Origin of the sequence: Planococcus antarcticus DSM 14505 (genome assembly GCF_001687565.2) — a bacterium.
GTDB classification, from domain to species: Bacteria; Bacillota; Bacilli; order Bacillales_A; family Planococcaceae; genus Planococcus; species Planococcus antarcticus.
Window position 1 is genome coordinate 1447491 of sequence record NZ_CP016534.2, and the last position, 24814, is coordinate 1472304.

23 protein-coding genes, 1 riboswitch and 1 other annotated feature are annotated in these 24814 nt (G+C 43.1%); of the genes, 22 read left to right on the top strand and 1 reads right to left on the bottom strand.

Features of this window, described 5'->3' with window-relative positions:
• Positions 1-93 precede the first annotated feature (93 nt).
• From BBH88_RS07260 to BBH88_RS07300, 9 genes are all read left to right on the top strand, one after another.
• The gene (locus BBH88_RS07260; protein ID WP_006830998.1) at positions 94-309 is read left to right on the top strand and encodes a helix-turn-helix transcriptional regulator; all 216 of its coding nucleotides are present in this window, start codon (positions 94-96) and stop codon (positions 307-309) included.
• Complete coding sequence (locus tag BBH88_RS07265; protein WP_006830997.1) at positions 299-799, top strand: DUF3169 family protein; 501 nt, start codon at positions 299-301, stop codon at positions 797-799. The genes BBH88_RS07260 and BBH88_RS07265 overlap by 11 nt, the downstream gene beginning before the upstream one ends.
• Positions 796-1239 (top strand): small multi-drug export protein, encoded by a 444-nt coding sequence (locus BBH88_RS07270; protein WP_006830996.1) that lies wholly within the window; start codon positions 796-798, stop codon positions 1237-1239. The genes BBH88_RS07265 and BBH88_RS07270 overlap by 4 nt, the downstream gene beginning before the upstream one ends.
• Before the next feature lie 277 nt (positions 1240-1516).
• On the top strand, positions 1517-2284 hold the full coding sequence (locus BBH88_RS07275) for a TrmH family RNA methyltransferase (RefSeq protein ID WP_006830995.1): 768 nt from the start codon (positions 1517-1519) through the stop codon (positions 2282-2284).
• Between the two features lie 45 nt (positions 2285-2329).
• Positions 2330-2557, top strand: a binding site (T-box leader).
• 38 nt (positions 2558-2595) lie between these two features.
• Positions 2596-3633 carry a phenylalanine--tRNA ligase subunit alpha gene (gene pheS, locus BBH88_RS07280; RefSeq protein WP_006830994.1) on the top strand — a complete coding sequence of 346 codons (1038 nt, stop codon included), beginning with the start codon at positions 2596-2598 and terminating at the stop codon, positions 3631-3633.
• 14 nt (positions 3634-3647) lie between these two features.
• Positions 3648-6047: a phenylalanine--tRNA ligase subunit beta gene (gene pheT / locus BBH88_RS07285; RefSeq protein ID WP_065537054.1), complete on the top strand. Its 2400-nt coding sequence runs from the start codon at positions 3648-3650 to the stop codon at positions 6045-6047.
• Between the two features lie 166 nt (positions 6048-6213).
• Positions 6214-6576: a type IV pilus modification PilV family protein gene (locus BBH88_RS18815; RefSeq protein ID WP_006830992.1), complete on the top strand. Its 363-nt coding sequence runs from the start codon at positions 6214-6216 to the stop codon at positions 6574-6576.
• The gene (locus BBH88_RS07295) at positions 6573-6971 is read left to right on the top strand and encodes a prepilin-type N-terminal cleavage/methylation domain-containing protein (RefSeq protein WP_006830991.1); all 399 of its coding nucleotides are present in this window, start codon (positions 6573-6575) and stop codon (positions 6969-6971) included. Before BBH88_RS18815 ends, BBH88_RS07295 begins: the two co-directional genes overlap by 4 nt.
• An 11-nt stretch (positions 6972-6982) precedes the next feature.
• Positions 6983-8170, top strand: a complete 1188-nt coding sequence (locus BBH88_RS07300; RefSeq protein ID WP_006830990.1) for a hypothetical protein — start codon at positions 6983-6985, stop codon at positions 8168-8170.
• A 63-nt stretch (positions 8171-8233) separates the two neighbouring features.
• Here the strand turns inward: BBH88_RS07300 and rnhC are convergent, their stop codons facing one another.
• Positions 8234-9163: a ribonuclease HIII gene (gene rnhC, locus BBH88_RS07305; RefSeq protein ID WP_006830989.1), complete on the bottom strand. Its 930-nt coding sequence runs from the start codon at positions 9161-9163 to the stop codon at positions 8234-8236.
• Positions 9164-9245: 82 nt separating this feature from the next.
• Between rnhC and zapA the strand changes: the two genes are divergently transcribed.
• From zapA to BBH88_RS07370, 13 genes are all read left to right on the top strand, one after another.
• Positions 9246-9506, top strand: coding sequence for a cell division protein ZapA (zapA, locus tag BBH88_RS07310; RefSeq protein ID WP_065537053.1), 261 nt, complete (start codon positions 9246-9248; stop codon positions 9504-9506).
• Between the two features lie 5 nt (positions 9507-9511).
• The gene (locus tag BBH88_RS07315; RefSeq protein ID WP_006830987.1) at positions 9512-10048 is read left to right on the top strand and encodes a CvpA family protein; all 537 of its coding nucleotides are present in this window, start codon (positions 9512-9514) and stop codon (positions 10046-10048) included.
• A 56-nt stretch (positions 10049-10104) separates the two neighbouring features.
• Entirely contained in the window at positions 10105-11814 is a 1710-nt protein-coding gene (gene polX, locus BBH88_RS07320; RefSeq protein ID WP_006830986.1) for a DNA polymerase/3'-5' exonuclease PolX, read from the top strand.
• A 192-nt stretch (positions 11815-12006) separates the two neighbouring features.
• Positions 12007-14367, top strand: coding sequence for an endonuclease MutS2 (locus tag BBH88_RS07325; RefSeq protein ID WP_006830985.1), 2361 nt, complete (start codon positions 12007-12009; stop codon positions 14365-14367).
• Positions 14368-14390: 23 nt separating this feature from the next.
• The gene (locus BBH88_RS07330; RefSeq protein ID WP_006830984.1) at positions 14391-14804 is read left to right on the top strand and encodes a DUF350 domain-containing protein; all 414 of its coding nucleotides are present in this window, start codon (positions 14391-14393) and stop codon (positions 14802-14804) included.
• A gap of 590 nt (positions 14805-15394) precedes the next feature.
• Positions 15395-17086, top strand: coding sequence for a long-chain-fatty-acid--CoA ligase (locus BBH88_RS07335; RefSeq protein ID WP_006830983.1), 1692 nt, complete (start codon positions 15395-15397; stop codon positions 17084-17086).
• 52 nt (positions 17087-17138) lie between these two features.
• Positions 17139-17768: a fatty acid metabolism transcriptional regulator FadR gene (locus tag BBH88_RS07340; protein ID WP_065537052.1), complete on the top strand. Its 630-nt coding sequence runs from the start codon at positions 17139-17141 to the stop codon at positions 17766-17768.
• Positions 17769-17785: 17 nt separating this feature from the next.
• Complete coding sequence (locus BBH88_RS07345) at positions 17786-18559, top strand: enoyl-CoA hydratase (RefSeq protein WP_006830981.1); 774 nt, start codon at positions 17786-17788, stop codon at positions 18557-18559.
• A 20-nt stretch (positions 18560-18579) separates the two neighbouring features.
• Entirely contained in the window at positions 18580-19353 is a 774-nt protein-coding gene (locus BBH88_RS07350; RefSeq protein ID WP_006830980.1) for an electron transfer flavoprotein subunit beta/FixA family protein, read from the top strand.
• A gap of 305 nt (positions 19354-19658) precedes the next feature.
• On the top strand, positions 19659-20624 hold the full coding sequence (locus BBH88_RS07355) for an electron transfer flavoprotein subunit alpha/FixB family protein (RefSeq protein ID WP_006830979.1): 966 nt from the start codon (positions 19659-19661) through the stop codon (positions 20622-20624).
• Between the two features lie 428 nt (positions 20625-21052).
• Entirely contained in the window at positions 21053-21367 is a 315-nt protein-coding gene (trxA, locus tag BBH88_RS07360) for a thioredoxin (RefSeq protein WP_006830978.1), read from the top strand.
• A gap of 54 nt (positions 21368-21421) precedes the next feature.
• Positions 21422-23218 carry an excinuclease ABC subunit UvrC gene (uvrC, locus tag BBH88_RS07365; RefSeq protein ID WP_065537051.1) on the top strand — a complete coding sequence of 599 codons (1797 nt, stop codon included), beginning with the start codon at positions 21422-21424 and terminating at the stop codon, positions 23216-23218.
• Positions 23219-23255: 37 nt separating this feature from the next.
• Positions 23256-23430, top strand: a riboswitch (Lysine riboswitch).
• Positions 23431-23570: 140 nt separating this feature from the next.
• A complete protein-coding gene (locus tag BBH88_RS07370) occupies positions 23571-24788 on the top strand; it encodes an aspartate kinase (RefSeq protein WP_006830976.1) in 1218 nt (405 codons plus the stop codon).
• The last annotated feature ends 26 nt before the right edge of the window (positions 24789-24814 follow it).

The following is a 24814-nucleotide window of genomic DNA, read 5'->3' on the forward strand; positions in this document are numbered from 1 at the left end:
CAAAAATAAATGTTAACTTTAGTTGACTAAATGTTAAGTAAAGTGTACATTATGTTATATAAACCGAACATTAAATAAGGAAGGATGAAGCAGATGCTCAAGAATCGAGTGAAAGAACTAAGAGCTCGGTACGGTTTTACGCAAAGTGATCTTGGAAAACAAGTGAATGTCACACGTCAAACAATCGCTTTTATTGAAAAAGGAGAGTTTTCACCTTCAATTACATTGTCGTTAAAGCTAGCAAAGGTGCTACAAACTAACGTCAACGAACTATTTTGGTTAGAGGAGGATGATGGCAATGAAGAATGATTTTCGTATGAAATATCCGTTGTGGATGATGGGGTTTATATTAGTACTGGGGATGTTCTTATTCGGAGTTAGTTCACCAGTAACAGATATTGTCAACACAGAAACTGAGCAAAGCATGTCGGTTGAATATGGTCTAATCGCAGGGTTTGTTATTATCGGTTCACTCCTTCTTTACTTCCTAATGCTGATTATTTTTTATGTCCAATTGAGACGTCATAACGAAAAGAATCCAACACAAAAAATCTCGCCCTTTGCAGTCCGCCCACCAGAATACTTAGAGCAGGATGAAGGGATGACGCATATTACACGAAAAGCATCTCAAAAAGTTTACAGTTTTATGATTTGGAGTTTGCCAATGTTAGCTGTATTTGCAATGTTTTCACCGTTATCGCGTATTTACACGGTACTAGCAATTCTACTGGTCGCGTTTATCCAATACGTGATCTACTATTTGGAAATACGAAAACATTTTAAGGAGGAAAAGGAATGATCTATGAATACTTTTTAGTTTTTCTGGGAGCTGCCATTCCGTGGTTCGAAATTGCATTAGTGATTCCGCTTGGCATTGTTTGGGGCTTGTCACCGTTGTGGGTGATCGTAGTGGCTTTCGTTGGCAATATGCTGACTGTGCTTGCACTGATTGTCGGTTTTGACCGTTTCCAAATCTGGTACAACAAACGCCAAGAAGAGAAAGGCAAAACTGTTTCGAAAAAAAGCGAACGTGCCAAACGGATCTGGAATAAATACGGCTTGCCTGGACTTGCATTACTAGGACCGATTTTAATTGGAACGCATATCGCTGCCTTTATTGGAATGACGCTAGGGGCAACGAAAAAAAATACGACCGTTTGGCTGACCATCAGCATCGCTTTATGGTCACTTGCGTTCGGTGTGTTGACGGCGCTGGGCTTTGATTTTTTTACAGCTTAAGTAGTTAAGTGATGTCTATCTTGTTGGAGTTCGTTTGATTCTCCTGAACCTGCCTAAACTCCAGTGCCAAGTTTCTAAGGTTACAAGCCACTCAGTCTATACGGTAAAGAACGCCGCTTCGCCAGAGCGTCTTATGCCTGTCGAGAGCCTGCAGGATGCGGGTCAGCTAACCGTTGTGACAAGAAGGCGTGACATTATGTTAGCTTCTGCTTTTAGGCGTCTGCGCTTTTCGGTGTGCTATACTGGAGCTATTCTGAAATAAAGGCGTGAAGCTGTAATGAAAAGAATTGAATCCAATCAAAACTCGCTCGTCAAGCATTGGAAAAAGCTTGGAACGACACGAAAAGAACGCGATAAATTTGTCGAATTCCTAGTGGAAGGCTTTCATTTGACGGAAGAGGCCTTACGTAAAAAAGAACTCGTCAAATCATTGATCGTCCGCGAAGGCGTAGATATTCCGGCAGACTGGGATATTGAAGGCGTTCCTCATTATTCTGTTACTGCAGGAGTGGCAAAAGAAATTTCGGAAACGGAACACACGCAAGGGATTTTTGCGCATTGTGCACAACCGGAGTTTACGGAAGATGAGCAAAAAACATGGACTAAGCTATTGCTGATCGACGCTGTTCAAGATCCTGGCAACATCGGGACGATGATTCGTACAGCATCCGCAAGCGGCATCGATGCGGTTATTTTGGGCAAAGGCTGTGCGGATCCATACAATCCGAAAACCATCCGATCGGCTCAAGGCTCGCATTTCCAGATTCCAGTTGTTAAAGGGGAATTGATCGAATGGACCGAGCAGGCTAAAGCAAATGACATCCAAATCTTCGGCACGGCACTTCAAGATTCAACTCCAGTTCATGAAGCAAAGACACATGAACAATTTGCTTTGATTGTCGGCAATGAAGGCAGCGGCGTTGACCCTGTACTGCTGCAGCAAACAGATCAGAATTTGATGGTCCCGCTTTATGGCAGTGCAGAATCACTGAATGTCGCAGTCGCTACGGGCATTCTTTTGTATAGCCTCGTTCCGAAAAACTAAGTTTGATAAAAACCTTGAACTTTCGTATAATAGGGAAGTAAATAAGTAAAAGCGAAGAACGGGAAAAGTATGTTGCGCCCTTACATCACAGAGATTCTGCACCTTGACTGGAAGTGTGGATATGTAAACGCCTCAGAAGTTCACCCCGCGAGCTGCCTAACGGGACCAGCAGGAATGCTGTAAAGATGGGCCGGTGAAGAGCCGTTATGTAAATGAGTGATTGCTATTTTGCAATAACCAGGGTGGTACCGCGAATAATGCCTCGTCCCTTTTCAGGGACGGGGCTTTTTACTGTCTAAGGAGGAGAAAAAATGGAAGCACAATTACAGGAATTGAAAACACAAGCTCTTGAAAAAATTGCCGCAGCGTTGACCGTTAAAGAACTAAACGACGTTCGTGTCGCTTATTTAGGTAAAAAAGGACCCATTACAGATTTATTGAAAGGCATGGGGAAACTCCCGGCTGAAGAACGTCCGAAAATGGGAGCATTGGTCAACGTAGTACGCGAAGAAGTAACAACGCGACTCGAAGGCCGTATGGTCATCTTAGAAGAAGAAGCGATCAATGCGAAGCTGCAAAGCGAGACAATTGACATCACGTTGCCGGGACGTCCTGTCAAAACAGGCAATGCGCACCCATTAACACGTGTTGTAGAAGAAATCGAAGACTTGTTCATTTCGATGGGTTACGAAGTAGTAGAAGGCCCGGAAGTAGAAAAGGATTATTATAATTTTGAAGCGTTGAACTTGCCGAAAGGTCATCCAGCTCGCGATATGCAAGATTCCTTCTATATAACAGAAGACATTTTGCTGCGCACTCATACTTCACCGGTTCAAGCGCGGACAATGGAAGCAAAAGGCGGCGAGCCGATTAAAATTATTTGTCCCGGTAAAGTGTATCGCCGGGATAGTGACGACGCGACACATTCGCATCAATTTACGCAAATTGAAGGATTGGTTATCGGAGAAGACATTCGCATGAGTGACTTAAAGGGGACACTTTCTGTATTTGCTAAGAAAATGTTCGGGGATGACCGTGAAATTCGCCTTCGTCCAAGTTTTTTCCCGTTTACGGAACCGTCTGTGGAAATGGACATTTCGTGCTTTAAATGCGGCGGCAGCGGGTGCAATGTCTGCAAAAAAACAGGCTGGATTGAAATTCTAGGCGCTGGAATGGTGCATCCGAATGTTCTTGAAATGGCCGGTTATGACTCGAAACGCTTGACTGGATTCGCTTTCGGTATGGGTCCTGAACGGATCGCCATGTTAAAATACGGCGTCGAAGATATCCGTCATTTTTATACAAATGATGTCCGCTTTTTAGCTCAATTCCAACGTACAGAACTTTAAGGAGGAAATAAAATATGTTCGTATCCATAAAATGGTTAAAAGACTATGTAAATATACAACAACTGCCACCCGCTGAATTGGGTGAAAAAATAACGCGGTCAGGTATTGAAGTAGACGCAGTCATCGACCGCACACAAGGCATGACAAACGTCGTCGTAGGGTTTGTTGAATCTTGCATTAAGCATCCAGAAGCCGATAAACTATCCATTTGCCAAGTGGATGTTGGTGACGAAATGGCACAAATCATTTGCGGCGCACCGAATATAGCAGCAGGCCAAAAAGTAATCGTGGCACGCCCTGAAGCTAAACTTCCAGGTGACATCAAAATCAAAAAAGCGAAACTTCGTGGAGAAGAATCGCATGGCATGATTTGTTCGTTGCAAGAACTCGGAATAGAAGGCAAGCTTGTGCCAAAAGCATATGCTGAAGGCATTTATGTGCTACCAGAAGATGCAGAAACCGGTTCTGACGTCATTACAAATTTCGATTTAGATGACACCGTATTAGAACTAGGACTGACACCAAACCGCGCAGACGCGATGAGCATGCTTGGCGTTGCTTACGAAGTAGGGGCTATTCTATCGGAAGAAGTCAAACTGCCAGAAATTAACTATACAGAAGCATCTGAAACAGCAGCTTCGATGCTGACGTTGTCAGTCGATGCTCCTGAAGCCAACCCTTTATATGTCGCAAAAGTTGTTCGCAACATTAAAGTTCGAGAGTCCCCTATGTGGTTGCAACAACGCCTAATGGCATCTGGTGTCCGTCCACATAATAACGTAGTTGATATTACGAACTATGTATTAATGGAATATGGCCAGCCGCTTCACGCATTTGACTATGATTTATTGGAAACGGGGAATATTACGGTTCGCCACGCCAAAGAAGGCGAAATGATTACCACTTTAGATGAAGCTGAGCGTAAATTATCTGGCCGTCATTTATTGATCACCAATGGTGAAAAACCAGTGGCGATTGCAGGGGTTATGGGCGGAGCCAACTCGGAAGTAAGCGAAACGACGACGACTGTTGTCATCGAATCTGCTTATTTTGAATCGAGTTCTGTTCGTCAAACTTCAAAAGATCACGGTCTTCGCAGTGATGCAAGTTCGCGTTTTGAAAAAGGCGTAGATCCAAATCGCGTCATTCCAGCGGCAGAACGAGCGGCACAATTATTGTCCGAGCTTGCTGGAGGAGAAGTGCTTGCAGGATCCGTAATATTTGATGAATTGGATAAAGAAGAGAAAATTGTTAAGGTTTCTCCTGATTTTATCAATAGCCGTCTCGGTATGAAGATCTCCTTTGAAGACATGTGGGACATTCTGAACCGCTTGAAATTCAATACAGAAGCAGCGAATGGCCAACTGGTCATATCAGTGCCTACGCGCCGCCAGGATATTCAAATTCCTGAAGATGTGATCGAAGAAATCGCCCGTCTTTATGGCTACGACGAAATTCCAGCGACATTACCAGAAGCTGAAACGACTCCAGGTGGCTTGACGCCTTACCAGGCAAAACGTCGCATTGTTCGTTCACTTATGGAAGGTGCCGGATTATTGCAAGCGACGACGTATTCATTAACTTCTGCAAAATCAGTAAAGCAATTTGCTTTAGAAGAAACCGAAACAACTCGTCTCTTAATGCCAATGAGCGAAGAGCGTAGTTTGTTGCGTCAAAGCTTGTTGCCGCATTTATTGGAATCTGTTACGTATAACACAGCGAGAAGAATGGATTCGGTCGCTTTGTATGAAACGGGTTCAGTTTTTCTTAAAGGTCAAGACGAGCTATTGAACGAGCAGGAACATTTAGCTGTTGCCATTACGGGTCTTTGGCTCGATCATAGCTGGCAAGGTGAGAAAAAGCCAGTCGACTTTTTCGTCTTGAAAGGTATTGTAGAAAGTCTTAGCGATAAACTTGGCGTCGAATTGACTTTCGAACGTGGTCAAATGGATGATCTGCACCCAGGAAGAACGGCATTTATCATACATGGCGGTCAACGTATTGGCGTGATCGGCCAGTTGCATCCGTCTGAACAAAAAGCGCGCGACTTAAAAACTACAGTTGTGATGGAGTTGAACTTGGCTGCATTGTTGGCTAAAGCAACGAAGGCACTAGTTTACACGCCAGTACCACGTTACCCATCCATGTCACGTGATGTGGCGTTAGTTCTTTCTAAAGTGGTGGAAGCGGCAACGATTGAAAACGTCATCCGCAATGCAGGTGGCAAACTGTTGAAAGACGTCCGCGTGTTCGACCTTTACGAAGGCGATAAAATGGAAGCAGGCAAGAAATCAGTGGCTTTCTCGTTAACTTACTTTGATCCGGAAAAAACATTAACGGATGAAGAAGTTATTCGTACACATGAAAAAGTATTAGCAGCTTTAACAGAAGCTGGAGCAGAGTTAAGAAGTTAAAGAAATTTGATCGTAATGCTAAAAAAGGATGAATCCATTGGATTCATCCTTTTTTGATTAGTTAAGTATGAAGATACAATTAAATTACTTATTATAGGACTTTATTAATTCAAAACAACTGAAATATGATAGTATTTATCTAATATGAATAGCGGGAGGTACTCTTATGAAGAGACTCATTCAAAATGAAAAAGGATTGTCGCTAGTGGAGATACTAGCAGCGGTAGTGATTTTGGCGATTGTGCTCGTCAGTGTGATGAGTTTCTTTACGCAGTCGGCAAAGTTTACAGCTCACAATTATGAGAAACTGACGAATGTACAAGTAGCCGAGGATGTTATAGCCGATGTTAGGATTGGCAATTATCAAAGCAACACGACTTTAAAAAAAGATGGCTACGATATTGTTATTAACGTCAAAGCTGGTCCAGAAAGTTTAAAATTAGCGACGATTACCGTAAAGTCCCCGGCTGGTGCCGGAATAAATGAACCAGAGTTTACAACGGAAATGTATTTTGAGGCAAAGCCATGAGGAATGAAAGCGGAATTACTTTGGTGGAGTTACTTGCTGCACTAGCCATAGTGGGAATTATCGTTGCAGTCATTGTAAATGTCTTATCTACAGGAACTACGGCATCAACTAAAACCGCTACAAAACAACAATTACAACAAGAGGCAAATTTAATAGTTGAAGTTATACGGAATGAATATTTAAAGTCAGACAATCATCAATTTAATTTAATAGTAAAAGAAGAAGATGGTGTTAAGTCGCTGTTTTTAGATGAAGAATCTATTTCACAAGGGTACACGTATAATTATGCTCCATATACAATTGATCCGAAATTCGATACTAATTTTAAAATGACTATCACAGATGATAGTGGTCAGTTTTATGTGATCGATACCACGTTTAGTAAACTCAGGTAAGGAGGGGTAATATGGGGGTTTTAAAAAATCAAAGAGGGTACGCATTATTACTAGTTATGCTACTCGTAGTTCTATTTACTATTCTAGGAATAGGTTTACTTACAATGAATATGAATGCTTCAAAACAATTTAATTTAAAAGAAGAACAAGTACAAGCACGTCATCTCGCTGAAATGGGACTTCTACATTATCAAAACGTGTTAGAAAAAAGTGTTTTAACTAATAAAAGTAATTTAAAATGCAATAAAATAGAACTTTTATTACAAACTATCAACACCGATAGCAAAAATACTTCGAAATATGATTTGAGAGGGGAGAATTTATCAGGAATTTCATGCATTGAATTAATAGGTAACATGGAAGTAAAGGTGGCGAGTAAAAGTAAAGGTGGACTGGGGATTGAAAAAGTTGTTACAGCAACTTATTTTATTAAAAACAAAGGTTCTATAATACCGGGTAATGGTACAACTCCCCCTTCAACTCCAACTCCGACAGTACCTACAAAACCAGTAACAAATGGAGATAAAATAACTGTTTGGCATAAGAACTGTGAAGACAGCGGGAAAAATAAGTGTAAAGATATAAATGAAACCATAACAAAATTTACAGATGTTAACACAATAACTATGAAACAAAATGGTCTACATTTTTTAGATAATTTAGTTGTAAATAAATTAATTGTTGGTGGAGGTAATGGTGCAACTTTGAAAGTGGATAAAAACATGTATGTCAATGACGAAATTGATGTTCAAAACCATGCTTGTGTAGCAGTAGGACAAAATCTGATCGTCAAAAATGCCATAAGTTCAAAGAATAAATTATATATGGTTATATATAAAGATGCATATTTACCGAAAAAACTGGAAGGTACAAGTTCAAATAACGATATGTATGTTTTTGGTAATATTTTTTTGTCAAATGATTTTCAAATTCCAGCAAAAACTAATAAAATGATGAATATTTATGTTCGAGGTGACGTATATAAAGTGTCAGCTAATAATGCAATTACAAAAATAACGAATCCTTTCGAACCCATGAGTGGTAACCGGGCTACAATTGCAAATAACTTACCATGTGCTACCCGGGGATTCGAGCAACCACCAACAACACCAACAACACCAACAACACCAACAACATCGACCGATCCTGGAACGACACTTTGGGAATTAGAGGACGATCCTTTAATCAATTATAAATAATATGTTCATAAGAAATGATAAAATAGAAAGCCGTGAACAAATTTGCCCACGGCTTTCAGTTTTTTATCTTTGACGTTTCTCAGCCAATCCTTTCGCCTTCTCCGTATTCGCAAAATGCACCTTCGTCAAACCTTTCAAATACTCTTCACCATGCTTCAATATAATTTTCGCAGCCGATTCATCAACAATCTTCCCAGCACCCTTAGGCAAAGTAACACCAGCTTCCAAGCTCATCCGGTCCATTTCCTCAAGAAACGCAACGCGTGCGATGATAGAAGCGCAGGCAACTGAAACGTGGAGGCCTTCCGCTTTCGTAGAAAACAAAACGTTTTCGCGAATGATTTCGGGTTCGTCTTTAATGTGCTTATAGTAGATGCCGCGTTCAGCAAATTGGTCGATCAAGATAAAGTCTGGTTTATTAGGTGCGATGTTCGCTAATACGTGTTTAAGTGCTTGGTTATGCAACAAGGCTTTGATTTTTCCTTGTGACCAGCCTTGGCCTTGGACTTTATTATATTTATCGTTTTTTAAGGTGAGCACTTTATGCGCGAATGCTGCTCTTAAGTCGGGCGCAACTTGGCGCATCCAGTCATCGGTCAATTGTTTCGAATCTTTAACGCCGAGTTCACGCGCAAGTTCAACTTTGTCGGCTGGTACGTAACACGCTGCTACTGTAATTGGACCGAAAAAATCGCCGGTGCCAGTTTCGTCAGATCCAAGGACCGAGAGCTTGGTGAATCCGTCGGGCAGTTTATCGCCTTTTGTAGCGATCGTCTTTTCAGTAGCCGAGACAACTCCCCATTTTGCCGCTTCTCGGTCTGCTCCGTTGCCTTGAAACATGACTTTGCCAGAAGTATAGACGGTGACGACCGTATCGGTCAGTTTGGCACTAAATCGTGCGTAGGGATTTTTGGTTTGGATTTTGTTTTTTTGGTAATGTGAAATTACTTGGAGAAGATGTTCTTCCGTTAGTTTTAGAACTGTGTTAGACATAAGTAAGTCACCTTTCTTTGATTCACAATCGGCTTGTGTTCATGGTATGATGGTCTATAGAATTCCAAAGGGGGATATTGCATTGTCAGAGCAACATAAAATTCACACGGTCGTTGACATCTATGGCAACACCTATAAAATGGTCGGTACCGAAACTTCCGGCCACATGCGTCTCGTTGCATCGATTGTCGACAGCAAGATGAGAGAGATCAATGCATTGAATCCATCACTGGATCAGGCGAAGCTTGCCGTTTTGACTGCATCAAATGCGGTACATGACTATCTTAAACTGAAAGAGCAAGTTGAACAATTAGAAAATGAATTGAAAAAACTGAAGGGTTGACGTGAATGCTTGATATACTTTTAATCATCTTACTGATCGGTGGTATCATTGTGGGCGCCAAAAGAGGCTTTGTTGTCCAGTTGATTCATATGATCGGGTTTGTTATTGCACTAGTCGTGGCCTATAAATACTTTAAACCCTTATCTGAATACTTCGTGCTATGGATTCCTTATCCGGCTATAAACGAAAATTCCCAGTTTACGCTTGTCGTAGACCAGTTAGATCTAGATCAGACTTTTTATCAATTATTGGCATTTGCCCTTATTTTCTTCGTAGTGAAGTTTGCTTTGCAATTGATTGCTTCTATGTTTGATTTTTTGAAATATTTGCCGGTACTTGGATTTTTCAGCAAAATTTTTGGAGCGGTTTTAGGGTTTGTCGAAGCCTACATATTACTGTTTATTTTTATCTATGTGTTCGCCCTGCTCCCTGTGGAAGTTGTGCAGAACCAGTTGGAGAATTCAGGAATAGCCCAGACTATGCTTGAGCATACGCCTTATTTCTCTGAGAAAGTAAAAGAATGGTGGTATATTTATATTTAGTAGGAACTTCTCTCTTACGAGGGAAGTTTTTTTAGTCGAAACGAGGAGGGCTTTTGATGAATAAGAAAATTATCATCAGAACACTTGAAAAAATTGCGTTATATATGGAACTCAAAGGGGAAAACCCTTTTAAAGTATCGGCATTTCGAAAAGCTGCACAAGCACTCGAGCTTGATCAGCGCAGCCTAGCTGAAATTGAGGATGTCACTAAGCTTAAAGGCATCGGCAAAGGGACAGGCGAAGTCATCCTTGAGCTGATCAACGACGGCAAGTCCACAGTTCTAGAAGAGCTTCAGGAAGAAGTGCCGAAAGGTCTTGTTCCAATGATGAAACTTCAAGGAATGGGCGGCAAGAAAATCGCCAAGCTGTACAAGGAATTGGGCATTGACTCGATGGAAGCCTTGAAGACCGCCTGCTTAAACCAGGAGATTCAGAAGCTTCCGGGCTTCGGTCCGAAATCCGAGGAAAAAATCTTGAAAGAGTTGAATGACTTTGAAACTAAACCAGATCGCCAGCCAATCTGGAAAACGGAAGAAACCGTAGCGTTCATCGAAGACGTCTTGATTACGATCGCTGAAGTAACTGAGTTTTCTGTAGCAGGAAGTTTCCGGCGCACCAAAGAAACTAGCAAGGATTTAGACTTTATCATCGCGACGGCTGAACCGGCGCTCGTAAAAGAGCAATTGCTGGCAGCATTACCCGTGAAAGAAACGATAGCATCAGGAGACACGAAAGTTTCAGTGACTATTGAAGTGCTGGAACCCATTGATGTGGATTTCCGTTTGGTGGCACCTGAAGAGTTTGTTACGGCGTTGCACCATTTTACCGGATCAAAAGACCATAATGTCAAAATGCGCCAGCTAGCAAAATCACAACACAAGAAAATTAGTGAATATGGTGTAGAACAAGAAGATGGAACCGTCACAACCTTTGCGTCTGAAACGGATTTTTTCGCTCATTTCGGCCTGCCTTTTATTCCTCCATCAGTGCGTGAAGACGGACGCGAACTCGATCGCCTGGAAGAATTACCTAAGTTGGTAACAATCGAAGATATCAAAGGCGACTTGCATATGCACACCACTTGGTCGGATGGTGCCAATTCATTAAAGGAAATGATTGACGCTTGTGTAGCGAAATCCTATCAATACATGGTCATCACCGATCATTCACAGTATTTAAAAGTTGCCAACGGCTTGACGCCTGAGCGGCTTAGGGAGCAGCATGCCTTGATCCGAGAAACCAACGAACAATACTCGGCGATTGAAGTATTTTCTGGAACGGAAATGGATATTTTGCCGGATGCTAGCTTGGATTTCGACGATGAAATGCTGAGTCAGCTGGACTTTGTCATTGCCAGTATCCATTCAAGTTTCCAGCAACCGCAGGAACAGATCATGGAACGTATTTTGACAGCTATGAAAAATCCAAATGTCCATATGATTGCGCATCCGACTGGAAGAATCGTCGGTCAGCGTGACGGTTATGATCCAAATGTTGAGCAAATCCTGGATTGGGCGAAAGAATACGGCAAAATTGTTGAATTGAATGCCAGTCCGTACCGCCTAGATCTAGCTGTCCCTTACCTCGTTATGGCTCAAGAAAAAGGCGTTCCGGTTGCAATCAACACAGACGCCCATGCTATTGAAGGTTTAGAAGTTATGGAAACCGGTGTTAAGCATGCCCAAAAAGCATGGCTAAAAAAAGACACCGTCGTCAATACATGGCCACTTGAAAAATTCAAAGAGTTTATTAAGAAGTCGAAATAACAAATGATCAAGACACTTTAAGATATGGAGCAGAACAACAGAGACTCCTGCAAAATAGCGAGACGGCCGAGACCCCGCAAGGAGCAAAGCGACTGATGAGGCTTGGGCGCGAGCCCGTGGAAAGCAAAGTTGTTCTGCGGAATATCGACGTATAGAAAATTCACCACATATCCAAAGTTAGGAGGTTCTTAAATGATCGCAGAACGCGCATTAAGGACACTTGAATTTTATAAAATCCGCGATGAAGTGGCACGGTATTGCACTTCATCACTCGGAAAAGCACATGTAGACAAGCTTTTGCCATCTACGGATATTAACGAAGTTAATCGACTATTGGAACAGATGGACGAAGGCGCACAGGTTTTGCGTGTCAAAAATAATGTGCCGATGGGTGGTATTTTCGACATCCGCCTCCACGCACGACGTGCGCAAATTGGTGGTAGCCTGAGCCCGATGGAGCTGATGGAGGTCTCATCGACCATCCGAGCGAGCCGCATTTTGCGCCAGTTTTTTGAAACCATCAAAGAAGAAGCGGTGATTCAGATTCCGCATTTTTTGGAGAAAAAAGAATCGATGCCAATTCTGACGGTCCTTGAACATGCCATCAATATTTGTATTGATGATAATGGCGGCGTGTTGGACAGCGCGAGCTCTGAATTGCGTTCTATCCGTCAGCAATTACGGACTCAGGAAAGTCGTGTCCGTGAGCGCCTCGAAAGCCTGGTACGCGGCAAAAATGCTTCAAAAATGTTGTCGGATTCGATTGTGACTATTCGAAATGACCGTTTTGTGATCCCAGTCAAACAGGAATACCGCAACCATTACGGCGGTATTGTGCACGATCAGTCCTCTTCAGGACAGACGCTTTTCATTGAACCGGATGTGGTTGTTCAGGCTAACAATGAAGTGCGCCGTCTGAAAATGAAGGAAAAAGAGGAAATCGATCGTATTCTGCTTATGCTGTCAGCGCAAGTACAGGAAGTGGCTCATGAACTTTTCCTGTTGGTTGAAGTGCTTGGTGAAATTGATTTGATCTTGGCAAAGGCCAAATACGGTGCAGCCCATAAGGGAACCAAGCCGACAATGAATACTGAGGGTTATATCAATTTGCAGAAAGCACGCCATCCGTTGATTCCAAAAGATGAAGTGGTACCGAACGATATCGAGTTTGGTGGAGACATTACTGCCATCGTCATCACGGGTCCCAATACCGGCGGGAAGACAGTAACCTTGAAGACCGTCGGATTATCGACATTGATGGCTCAATCCGGTTTGCCAGTGCCTGCACTCGACGGCTCGGAATTGTCGGTATTCGATCAGATTTTTGCGGATATCGGTGATGAACAGTCGATTGAGCAAAGTCTCAGTACGTTTTCTTCTCATATGGTCAATATTGTTGATATTCTGACTAAATTCGATGAAAATTCATTGGTGATTTTTGATGAATTGGGAGCGGGTACAGATCCTCAGGAAGGGGCAGCACTGGCCATCTCGCTATTGGATGAAGTCCATGGCAGAGGAGCGCGCGTTATTGCAACGACGCATTATCCCGAACTAAAAGCATATGGCTATAACCGTCCAGGCGTGGCGAATGCCAGCGTTGAATTTGATGTGGAAACATTGAGTCCAACGTATCGCCTATTGATTGGCGTGCCTGGCCGAAGCAATGCTTTCGAGATTTCCAAACGTCTTGGTTTGCCGGAGCATATTATCAATCATGCTAAGAGCTTTACCGGAACCGATAGCAAAGCGGTTGATTCGATGATTGCGTCTCTCGAGAAGAGCCGTCGTGAAGCAGAACAGGATGCGGAGCAAACTAAAAAGATTCTTTCCGAATCGGAGCAGCTGAAAAAAGAGTTGGCGAAACAGCTGGAAGAATACGAGCAGCAAAAAGAACGACTGGAAGAAAAAGCGAAAGAAAAGGCGCGGAAAATTGTTGGTCAGGCACGGGTGGAAGCAGAAGCCGTCATATCAGATCTGCGCAAAATGCAGCTCAATCAAAGTTCATCAGTAAAAGAACATGAGTTGATCGATGCAAAAAAACGCCTGGAAAATGCCTTGCCTCAAAATCGCATCCTGAAAAAAGCGGCAAAAGACAATGCAGAAAAACCCTTGAAGGCGAACGACGAAGTCAAAGTCATTTCCTTCGGACAGAAAGGGACATTGGTCGAGAAAGTCTCCAAAAATGAATGGATTGTTCAAATTGGCATTTTGAAGATGAAGCTTCCTGAATCGGATCTGTCCTACACAAAACCGGAAAAGCAAAAAGAAACTCGAACGATGGCTACGTTGAAAGATCGAGATAGTCATGTGAAAATGGAGCTTGATTTGCGTGGTGAACGGTATGAAGATGCACTTGCCCGTGTTGAAAAATACCTGGACGATGCGTTATTATCAAATTACCATCAAGTGTCGATCATTCATGGAAAAGGTACCGGCGCATTGCGCCAAGGCGTCCAGCAATACCTTAAAAAACATCCGCGTGTGAAAAGCTACCGTTTTGGTGAAGCAGGCGAAGGCGGTTCTGGTGTTACCGTCGCCGAATTAAAGTGATTTTCCGAAGAGGAGTATAAGACATGACAGAAACAGGATTTTGGACACACCCACTGGTTGAGGCGGCCGGCTATTTTAGTGTGGTAGTATTGTGTTTAATCGTCGCCATGGTCATTTTCGAAATGGTGACGACATATAATAACTGGGAACAAATCAAAAAAGGCAATCTATCGGTAGCGATGGCAACAGGCGGAAAGATTTTTGGCGTCACCAATATTTTTCGCTTTTCCATCGAACAGCATAATTCCTTATTCGAAATGATTGGGTGGGGATTATTCGGTTTTACCTTGCTAATTTTTGCTTATATTCTGTTTGAGTTCCTGACGCCTAAGTTTAAAGTGGATGACGAAATCGAACAGGATAACCGCTCGGTCGGCCTAATTTCGATGGTCATCTCTGTCGGTTTGTCGTTTGTCATTGGAGCCAGTATTCAATAGGAGTTGGATGTAGTGGAAAACTTAATTAAAATCTTATTTGTTTTTTGTGCGCTTTTCGTGATTGTGGGAATCATTTTCCTGTTTATTTTCTAGTGAGCCGGCCAGCCTATGTGCTGGCTTTTTTTATTTGAGTAAATTCAATAACTAGGGTGAACTCGCTTGGATTGCTACTCTCATCTTTTTAAACCTAGCAGGGATTGACCTAATCGCTGCAGGCGGACTCTTTCTAATGGGGTGACAGAGAAACAGAAGAAGCAAGGAACCCAAACGGGGAAGCGTTCAGTTCTTGTGTCGCTCTCCGCGGGATCTTCTTAATATCGCTCCACTGTTGTGCTCCGTATCTGTTAGTTTAGTAGTGAAGAAATGAAGGTTCATGTTAATTGAGTAATTTCTCAATGCCGGCGCGTCCATGCTCTTGCGAGAACTACGCCCGAAGCGGCTTGGAACAGGGGGATTTTTAAGGTCTACGTACATAGTTCAAACAATAACTGCAACTTGTGTAAATAAAGTTTGAAAGCGTTCACATTCTTCTCTATAATGAAAAATAGGAATATTCGCACGATTCTAATAAAAATTAGGAGGTACAAAGAATGACTGAAAAGCCCTGGCTTGCGCATTATCCACCGGAAATACCACATACGCTGACTTATCCAAGCATGCCGGTACAGGATTATTTAACAAAAGCCTATGAAAAGTACCCACAAAAAGTGGCGATCCATTTCATGGGGAAGGAACTTTCTTATGAGGAATTGTATCAATCGTCCATGAAGTTCGCTAATTATCTTCAAAAATTAGGCATCAAAAAAGGTGACAGGGTTTCAATTATGCTGCCCAATTGTCCTCAAGCAGTTATCAGTTTCTACGGCATCCTCTATGCTGGCGGCGTTGTTGTCATGACCAATCCGCTTTATACGGAGCGTGAAATTTCCTATCAGATGAAGGATTCAGGTGCACGAGCCATTATTGCGCTGGACATTCTGTTCCCAAGGATTTCGAAAGTAATAAAAGAAACCGATTTAGAAAATGTCATCGTGACTGGCATTAAAGACTATCTAGCTTTCCCAAAAAATCTGGTTTATCCGTTTATCCAGAAAAAACAATACGGCATGACTGTCAAAGTCGAGCACAGAGGAATCAATCACCTATTTACCGAAATCATGAAATCGGCACAACCGACCATTGTGGAAACACCTTTCAATTTCGAGGAAGATTTGGCTTTGCTGCAATATACAGGCGGCACCACAGGGTCTCCGAAAGGCGTTATGCTGACGCATAAAAACATCATCTCCAATGCCACGATGTGTGACAGCTGGCTGTACAAATGTAAAAAAGGCGAAGAGACGATTATGGGCATCATTCCATTATTCCACGTATACGGCTTGACGACAGTATTGATCTTATCCGTGATGCTTGGAAATAAAATGGTTCTGCTGCCGAAATTCGATCCAGAAACGGCATTGAAGACCATCAATAAGCAAAAGCCCACTTTGTTCCCAGGTGCACCAACCTTGTATATCGGTTTGATGAATCATCCGAATATCGCAAAATACGATCTTTCCTCTATTGAAGCTTGCCTGAGCGGTTCAGCTCCGCTACCGGCGGAAGTTCAGGAGAAATTCGAAGAGCTAACCGGCGGGAAATTGGTCGAGGGTTATGGATTGACGGAAACTTCACCGGTAACTCATTCAAATCTGGTATGGGGAGAACGGACCAAAGGATCGATCGGCTTGCCGTATCCGGACACCGATTGTAAGATTTTCCAGACAGGCACAATGGATACAGTTCCAAACGGTGAGATTGGTGAAATTGCCGTCAAAGGACCACAAGTCATGAAAGGCTATTGGAAGAAGCCGGAAGAGACCGCTGCAACAATTGTTGATGGCTGGTTATTGACTGGAGACCTAGGCTATATGGATGACGAAGGTCATTTCTTTATCGTAGACCGCAAAAAAGACATGATTATTGCAGGAGGCTTTAATATTTACCCGCGTGAAATCGAAGAAGTGCTTTATGAACATGAAGCCATTCAGGAATGTGTGGTAGCCGGTATACCCGATCCGTATCGCGGAGAAACGGTAAAAGCATACATTGTGTTAAAAGAAGGCTATACTGTAACAGAAGAAGAACTCAATACGCATTGCCGGGAACAGTTAGCTTCATTCAAAGTACCACGCATTTATGAATTTCGGAAAGAACTGCCAAAAACAGCAGTCGGTAAAATTTTGCGCCGTTCACTGGTAGATGAAGAGGTTGCTAAGCAGAGCAAGGCGGTTCCATCGTAAGTGGGATAAAAACTTGACACTCTATAAAATAAACTATAATATGAAAATATGAATGAATTGCCATTCATATTTTCGTATTTTTTTGGGTGGTGACATTGTGGTAAAAAAAGATAAACCGAAGTATAAGCAAATTATTGATGCGGCAGTTATTGTCATCGCCGAAAATGGCTATCATCAAGCGCAGGTTTCAAAAATCGCCAAACAGGCAGGTGTAGCAGACGGAACGATTTATTTGTATTTCAAAAATAAGGAAGACATTCTGATTTCTGTGTTCCAGGAAAAGATGGGTGTTTTCGTTAGCAAGCTGGAAGAAATTATCTCGCGTGATTTGAGTGCGCCAACCAAAATGGGGCTAATGATCGAAAGTCATTTCGAGCTATTGGCCGGCGACACCCACTTGGCTATTGTCACACAACTGGAATTGCGACAGTCAAATCATGAAATCCGGCTAAAGATCAATAATGTGCTTCGAGAATATTTAAAGCTGATGGATGAGATTTTGGTTAAAGGCATAGAAGATGGAGAATTTGATAGAACAATGGATATTCGTTTAGCCAGACAGATGGTTTTTGGTACAATGGATGAGACCATAACCACGTGGGTCATGAACGACCATAAATACGATTTGGTCGAACTTGCACCACAAGTTCAGCGTCTGCTGCTAAAAGGCATGCAGGCTTAAAAGGAGGGGCTCATTGGATGGAATTTATCAGTTGGAAAAAAGAAGATGGGGTAGCAGTCGCGACGATTAATCGTCCACCGGCAAATGCGTTGTCCCGTTCACTCATTTTAGAAGTCGATGAATTGTTGGACCAGGTAGAGAATGATGAAGAAGTTCGTGTCATTGTCTTGCATGGAGAAGGCAGGTTCTTTTCTGCTGGAGCTGACATCAAGGAATTCACAAAAGTATCTTCCGGAGAAGAATTTTCGAAATTGTCAGCGAGCGGCCAGGAAGTTTTTGAACGAGTGGAAACCTTTCACAAGCCTGTTATCGCGGCGATTCACGGAGCGGCTTTAGGCGGCGGATTGGAATTGGCAATGAGTTGCCATATGCGATTTGTCACTGAAAATGCTAAACTGGGGTTACCGGAGCTTCAATTAGGGTTGATCCCCGGATTTGCTGGGACGCAGCGTTTACCAAGATATGTTGGCGCAGCGAAAGCGGCAGAAATGCTGTTGACGAGTGATCCAATCTCCGGTACAGAAGCAGCGCACTATGGCCTGGCTAACCGTGCCTATGCAGAAGAAGACCTTCTTTCGGAAACGCTTACAATCGCCCGCAAGATTGCGAAAAAAAGTCCAGTTTCTGTGAAAGCAGCGATTCAGATGTTGCAGTACACAAAGCATGCGTCGTATCATGAAGGCGTAAATGCAGAAGCTCAATCTTTTGGAACCGTTTTTGTTTCAGAAGATGCAAAAGAAGGAATCCAGGCTTTTTTGGAAAAACGCGAAGCGCAATTTAAAGGGAAATAATACTTGGGAGGTTTACGTTCATGAACATTTATGTATTGGTAAAACGTACGTTTGACACAGAAGAGAAAATCGTCGTTTCAGGAGGACAAATCCAGGAGGACGGAGCGGAATTCATCATCAATCCTTACGATGAATACGCAATTGAAGAAGCAATCACTGTTCGTGATGCACACGGCGGCGAAGTGACAGTCGTCACAATTGGTAGTGATGAAGCAGAGAAACAGCTGCGCACAGCGCTTGCAATGGGTGCTGACAAAGCTGTATTGATTAATACAGAAGACGATATTGAAGAAATGGACCAGTTTACTTCTGCGTACATACTGGCTGAATATTTGAAAGACAAAGAAGCTGATTTGATTTTAGCTGGTAACGTTGCAATTGACGGTGGATCTGGACAAGTCGGACCCCGAGTTGCTGATTTACTTGGCATCAACTATGTGACGACCATCACTAGCTTGAGCATTGAAGGCGAAAAAGTAACAATCATCCGTGATATCGAAGGAGATGCGGAAGAATTGGAAACGTCATTGCCGCTACTTGTAACGGCTCAGCAGGGCTTAAACGAGCCGCGTTACCCATCACTTCCAGGAATCATGAAAGCGAAGAAAAAGCCGCTTGAAGAATTGGAATTGGACGATTTGGATATCGAAGAAGACGATGTAGAGGCGAAAACAGAAACAATCGAAATTTACCTGCCGCCGAAAAAAGCAGCTGGTCGTATTCTTGAAGGCGACATCTCTAACCAGGTAACAGAACTGGTTGGCCTACTGCGCAACGAAGCAAAAGTTATCTGATTAAAAAAGAAAAGCGAAGGTGCCCGTTCAGCTCTGACAGGCATAAGACAGACCAGCAAAGCGGTCAATTTTTGCCGCAAAGCTGGGTTGACTTATGACCCGAAGAGCTGGGCACCGGAGCCTGGACAAAGAAAAGCGAAGGTGCCCGTTCAGCTCTGACAGGCATAAGACAGATCAGCAAAGCGGTCAATTTTTGCCGCAAAGCTGGGTTGACTTATGACCCGAAGAGCTGGGCACTTCCAATTAACTAAACGAGAATAAACATACCATATATTTTTCACATCTACTTAGGGGGTAAGCAGACCATGGCGAAAAAAGTATTAGTTTTAGGCGAAACACGTGAAGGCTCTTTGCGTAATGTCTCATTTGAAGCAATTGCGGCTGCCAAGAAAATTTCTGGCGGCGGAGAAGTAGTAGGAGTTTTACTCGGGGATTCGGTTGCTGATTTTGGCGCTGAATTGATCGCATATGGTGCAGACCGTGTTATAACGGTTGAGCATCCGCACTTGAAATCATACACATCTGATGGCTATGGCCAGGCATTTATGGCAGTTGTTGAGCAGGAAAGCCCAGAAGGCCTTGTCTTTGGCCATACAGCAGTTGGTAAAGACTTAGCACCGAAAATCGCTTCTAAATTACAGGCTGGACTGATTTCGGATGTAACGGATATTGAAGGCGAAGGCGCTGATGCAGTTTTCATCCGTCCGATTTTCTCTGGTAAAGCATTTGAAAAAGTGAAACTTAAAGAAGGCATCGATTTTATTACTGTGCGCGCGAACAATATTGCGCCTCTCGAAAAACAGGAACGTTCCGGCGATGTTAGCTCGTTGTCGGTAGACATCACGAATCTGCGTACGATCATCAAAAATGTAGTACGCAAATCAGCTGAAGGCGTCGATCTTTCTGAAGCGAAAGTTATTGTAGCCGGAGGACGTGGCGTTAAGAGTGCAGATGGATTCGAGCAATTGCACGAATTGGCGAATCTTCTTGGCGGTGCTGTTGGTGCATCCCGTGGAGCTTGTGACGCGGATTATTGCGATTATTCTCTTCAAATCGGACAGACAGGTAAAGTCGTAACGCCTGACCTGTATATCGCAGCTGGTATTTCTGGAGCAATCCAGCATATGGCTGGTATGTCCAACTCGAAAGTAATCGTAGCGATCAACAAAGATCCAGAGGCAAACATCTTCAAAGTAGCAGATTACGGCATTGTCGGAGACTTGTTCGAAGTTATTCCAATGCTGACAGAAGAATTTAAGAAAGTAATGTAATGGTAAGAAACGTCTAATCGCTAAATTGTTAAACTTAAACAGGTGGAGAGAGATTACACATTTTCTTCGCCTGTTTTTAATTTGTAGTTTTTAGTAGGTCTTGACTCGTTTTGTTTTCATCTTGCCGGTTGCTTGAAGTGCAGGACGACTCCTGCGGAATAGTGAAACAACTGAGACCCCGCAGGAAGCGAGCGCCAAAACGGAAAGCACCAGTTTAAGCTCCTTGCCTATTCTTTTCACCTGAGCATCTACAAAAACGCTACTTGACTAAAGATGAGAGAGCGTTCACCGAAACGAAAAGCATGCTAATATCCGTTTAACGCCACTACCTAACGGGTACTTGGGGAGTAGGCAAAAAAATGGCTAGTGTTTTTAACGCATGTTATACTCTGTATATAGTTTGGTTTAATCATAAGGAGGAATTATTCATGGCAATCGTACACGGTACAGATCAGAACTTTTCACAAGAAGTATCAGAAGGACTCGTTTTAGTAGATTTTTGGGCAACTTGGTGCGGACCATGTAAAATGATCGCTCCAGTGCTGGAAGAGTTAGATGCTGAAATGAGCGATAAAGTTAAAATCGTAAAAGTTGATGTCGATCAAAACCAGGAAACTGCTGGAAATTACGGCATTATGTCAATTCCGACTTTGTTATTTCTAAAAGACGGAGAGACAGTTGATAAAGTGGTTGGTTTCAGACCAAAAGAAGCATTAGCTGAAATGGTTGAAAAACACGCATAATTCTTAACCGGGTCCAGTGATGGTACCCGGTTTTTTAATAGGGTGAGATAAAAAATGGCTAACGAATTGATTCAACACAAACTGGCAATATTGCCTGATCAACCAGGTTGTTATTTGATGAAAGATCGCCAAAATACCGTTATTTATGTCGGAAAGGCGAAAGTTCTCAAAAACCGCGTGCGTTCTTATTTTACGGGCAGTCACGACACAAAAACACAGCGTTTGGTCAATGAAATCGAGGATTTTGAGTATATCGTCACGTCTTCTGATAAAGAAGCGCTAATTCTCGAATTGAATTTGATCAAGAAATACGATCCGAAATATAACATTATGCTGAAGGATGATAAAAGCTACCCATATCTGAAGATCACAGGAGAGCGCCATCCGAAGCTGATTACGACCAGACAGGTCAAAAAAGATAAAGGAAAATATTTTGGCCCTTATCCGAATGCATACGCTGCAGCAGAGACAAAAAAATTACTGGACCGTCTATATCCGTTGCGAAAATGTCACACGATGCCTGACCGAGTTTGCCTGTATTACCACCTGGGTCAATGTCTGGCACCTTGTGTTAAGCCGGTTGAAAAAGAGACTTATAAGGAACTAATCGACGGCATCACAAAATTTCTTAACGGCGGATTCCGTGAAGTAAAGCATCAATTGGTCGAAAAGATGTCGCAAGCATCCGAAAACCTGGAATTTGAACGGGCTAAGGAATACCGTGATCAAATCTCAATGATTGAGACTGTTATGGAAAAACAGAAAATGGCGATGAACGATTTTACCAACCGTGACGTTTTTGCTTATGCAGTCGACAAAGGCTGGATGTGCGTGCAAGTGTTTTTTGTGCGCCAAGGCAAATTAATAGAACGTGACGTCTCGCTGTTTCCACTGTACCGAGATCCGGAAGAGGAATTTTTAACTTATCTCGGTCAGTTTTATGAAAAAGCCAACCATGTAAAACCAAGTGAAATTCTGCTACCGGAAGCGGATGACCCTGATATGCTGAAAGAGTGGCTCGGGGTGCGTGTGCTGGTTCCACAGCGCGGAAAGAAAAAGGACCTGGTGGCGTTGGCAAAGAAAAATGCTGATATCGCCATTAAGGAAAAATTTCAGTTATTGGAGCGGCAGGAAGAACGGACGATTGGAGCATGTGCAGACTTGGGTGAAGCGATGAACATCGAAACACCGTTGCGCATCGAAGCTTTCGATAACTCGCACATTCAGGGAGCCGATGCAGTGTCTGCGATGATTACGTTCATTGACGGCAAGCCTTCCAAAAAAGATTACCGTAAATACAAAACGCGGAATGCTTCCAAGCCTGATGATTATGCGGCAATGCGTGAGGTTATCCGTCGGCGTTACTCGCGTGTCTTAAAAGATGGCTTGCCTTTGCCTGACCTAATCGTCATTGATGGCGGCAAAGGACAGATGGAATCAGCGCGTGAAATCCTTGAAGATGAACTGGGATTATCAATTCCGATTGCCGGTCTTGCAAAAGACGCAAAACACCAAACTTCTCAATTGCTATATGGGTCTCCGGCTGAAATTGTGCCGCTGAAGCGGACCAGTGAAGCTTTTTACTTGTTGCAGCGGATTCAGGATGAAGTGCACCGCTTTGTTATAACCTTCCATCGTCAGCTGCGCGGCAAAAACTCGATTCAATCGGCGCTTGACGGACTTGAAGGAGTGGGGCCGAAGCGGAAACAGCAGCTGTTAAAGCATTTCGGATCTGTCAAAAAAATCAAAGAAGCTTCAGTAGAAGAAATCAAACAGGCCGGCATGCCTAAAGCTCTGGCGTTGACCATTGAACAATATTTTGCAGAGGATATATTGCCAAGCGAATCATAACATGTTATTGTAAAAGAATATTTAGATCACTTGGAAAAGTGATGATAGAGGTGCGAACGTCAATAGTAAGCATTCGGAGATTTGCAGAATCTGAGACGAATGGTGAAAGGGGCGGTCGCCGAAGTGTGCCTGTAACTGCTATAGCGCATGCTGGTTCTGCATTTAAGAGGTGCAGAGCTGTCAGAGTCAATCTCTGGAGGGCTATCTCACATGGGCGTTTTTCGTGCATGACAAAAGAGGTGGTTTGCCGCGGTTGCGGTAAACCACCTCTTTTTGTGTCTGGCTATGTTGTCTTTAAGGCATCATGGTCAGCCATTTTGAGGGCCACATACTGAATGTGGGAGTGAATGGAATGAAAACGATCGTCATGAAGTTTGGAGGGACGTCTGTCGCGACTCCAGAAAAAATCATTAGTGTAGCGAAGAGGGCCATTCGTGAAAAAGAACAGAGGAAACGCGTCGTCATTGTTGTTTCGGCAATGGGCAAGACGACTGACACCCTGCTCGGACTAGCAGGAGAAATTTCTTCAGAGCCACCAAAGCGAGAAATGGATATGTTACTAGCAACTGGGGAGCAAGTCACCATTTCTTTATTGGCAATGGCTTTTAAAAAGCTAGGTCATGAAGCATTGTCTTTTACCGGCTGGCAGGCGGGAATTGAAACTGAATCCGTGCCGCGCAATGCCCGTATCGAAAAGATCCATACCGAGCGCCTTGAACGTGTACTAGAAAATGGCTATTTTTGCGTTGTTGCTGGCTTTCAAGGAGTCGATAAAATTGGCAATATCACAACGCTTGGCAGGGGCGGATCCGATACGACGGCTGTTGCGCTTGCCGCTGCTTTGAAAGCGGAGAAATGTGAGATCTACACAGATGTCAACGGCGTCTATACATCCGATCCACGACATGTCACAGGTGCTCGCAAGCTACAACAAATTTCTTATGATGAAATGCTGGAACTCGCTAATTTGGGTGCGGGTGTCTTGCACCCACGGGCGGTCGAGTTTGCAAAAAACAATCATGTTCCATTATCCGTCAGAGCGAGTTATTCAGATGAGCCTGGCACAATCATACAAGAGGTGATCACTGTGGAGAAAAACTTAATCGTCAGAGGCGTCGCGTTTGAAACAGGAATCGCACGTGTAACCGTAACCTATAAAAAGCCATTTAACGGATCCTTGGCTAATATTTTTACAAAGCTTGCTGAACATCAGATAGACGTAGACATTATCGTCCAAAGCATTAGCGATGAATTTCCACCATCCGTGTCTTTTTCCATCAGCCAGGAAAGCCTTGAAGAAACACGCCGTGTCTTGATAGAAGCCAAAGAAGAAATTGGCTTCTTGTCGCTGAATGTTGAAGTAGGTTTGTCGAAAGTGTCGATTGTCGGCTCTGGCATGGTATCGAATCCTGGAGTAGCGGCACGGATGTTCGATGTACTAAGAAGTGAAGAGATTCAAGTGAAAATGGTCAGTACCTCAGAGATTAAAATTTCGGTGGTTGTGCCGGAAGTAGATATGAACAAGTCGGCAAATGCGTTGCACGAGGCGTACGGACTTTCTGAAGTTTAGCTAAGCTGAGGAATGCTCATCTACAG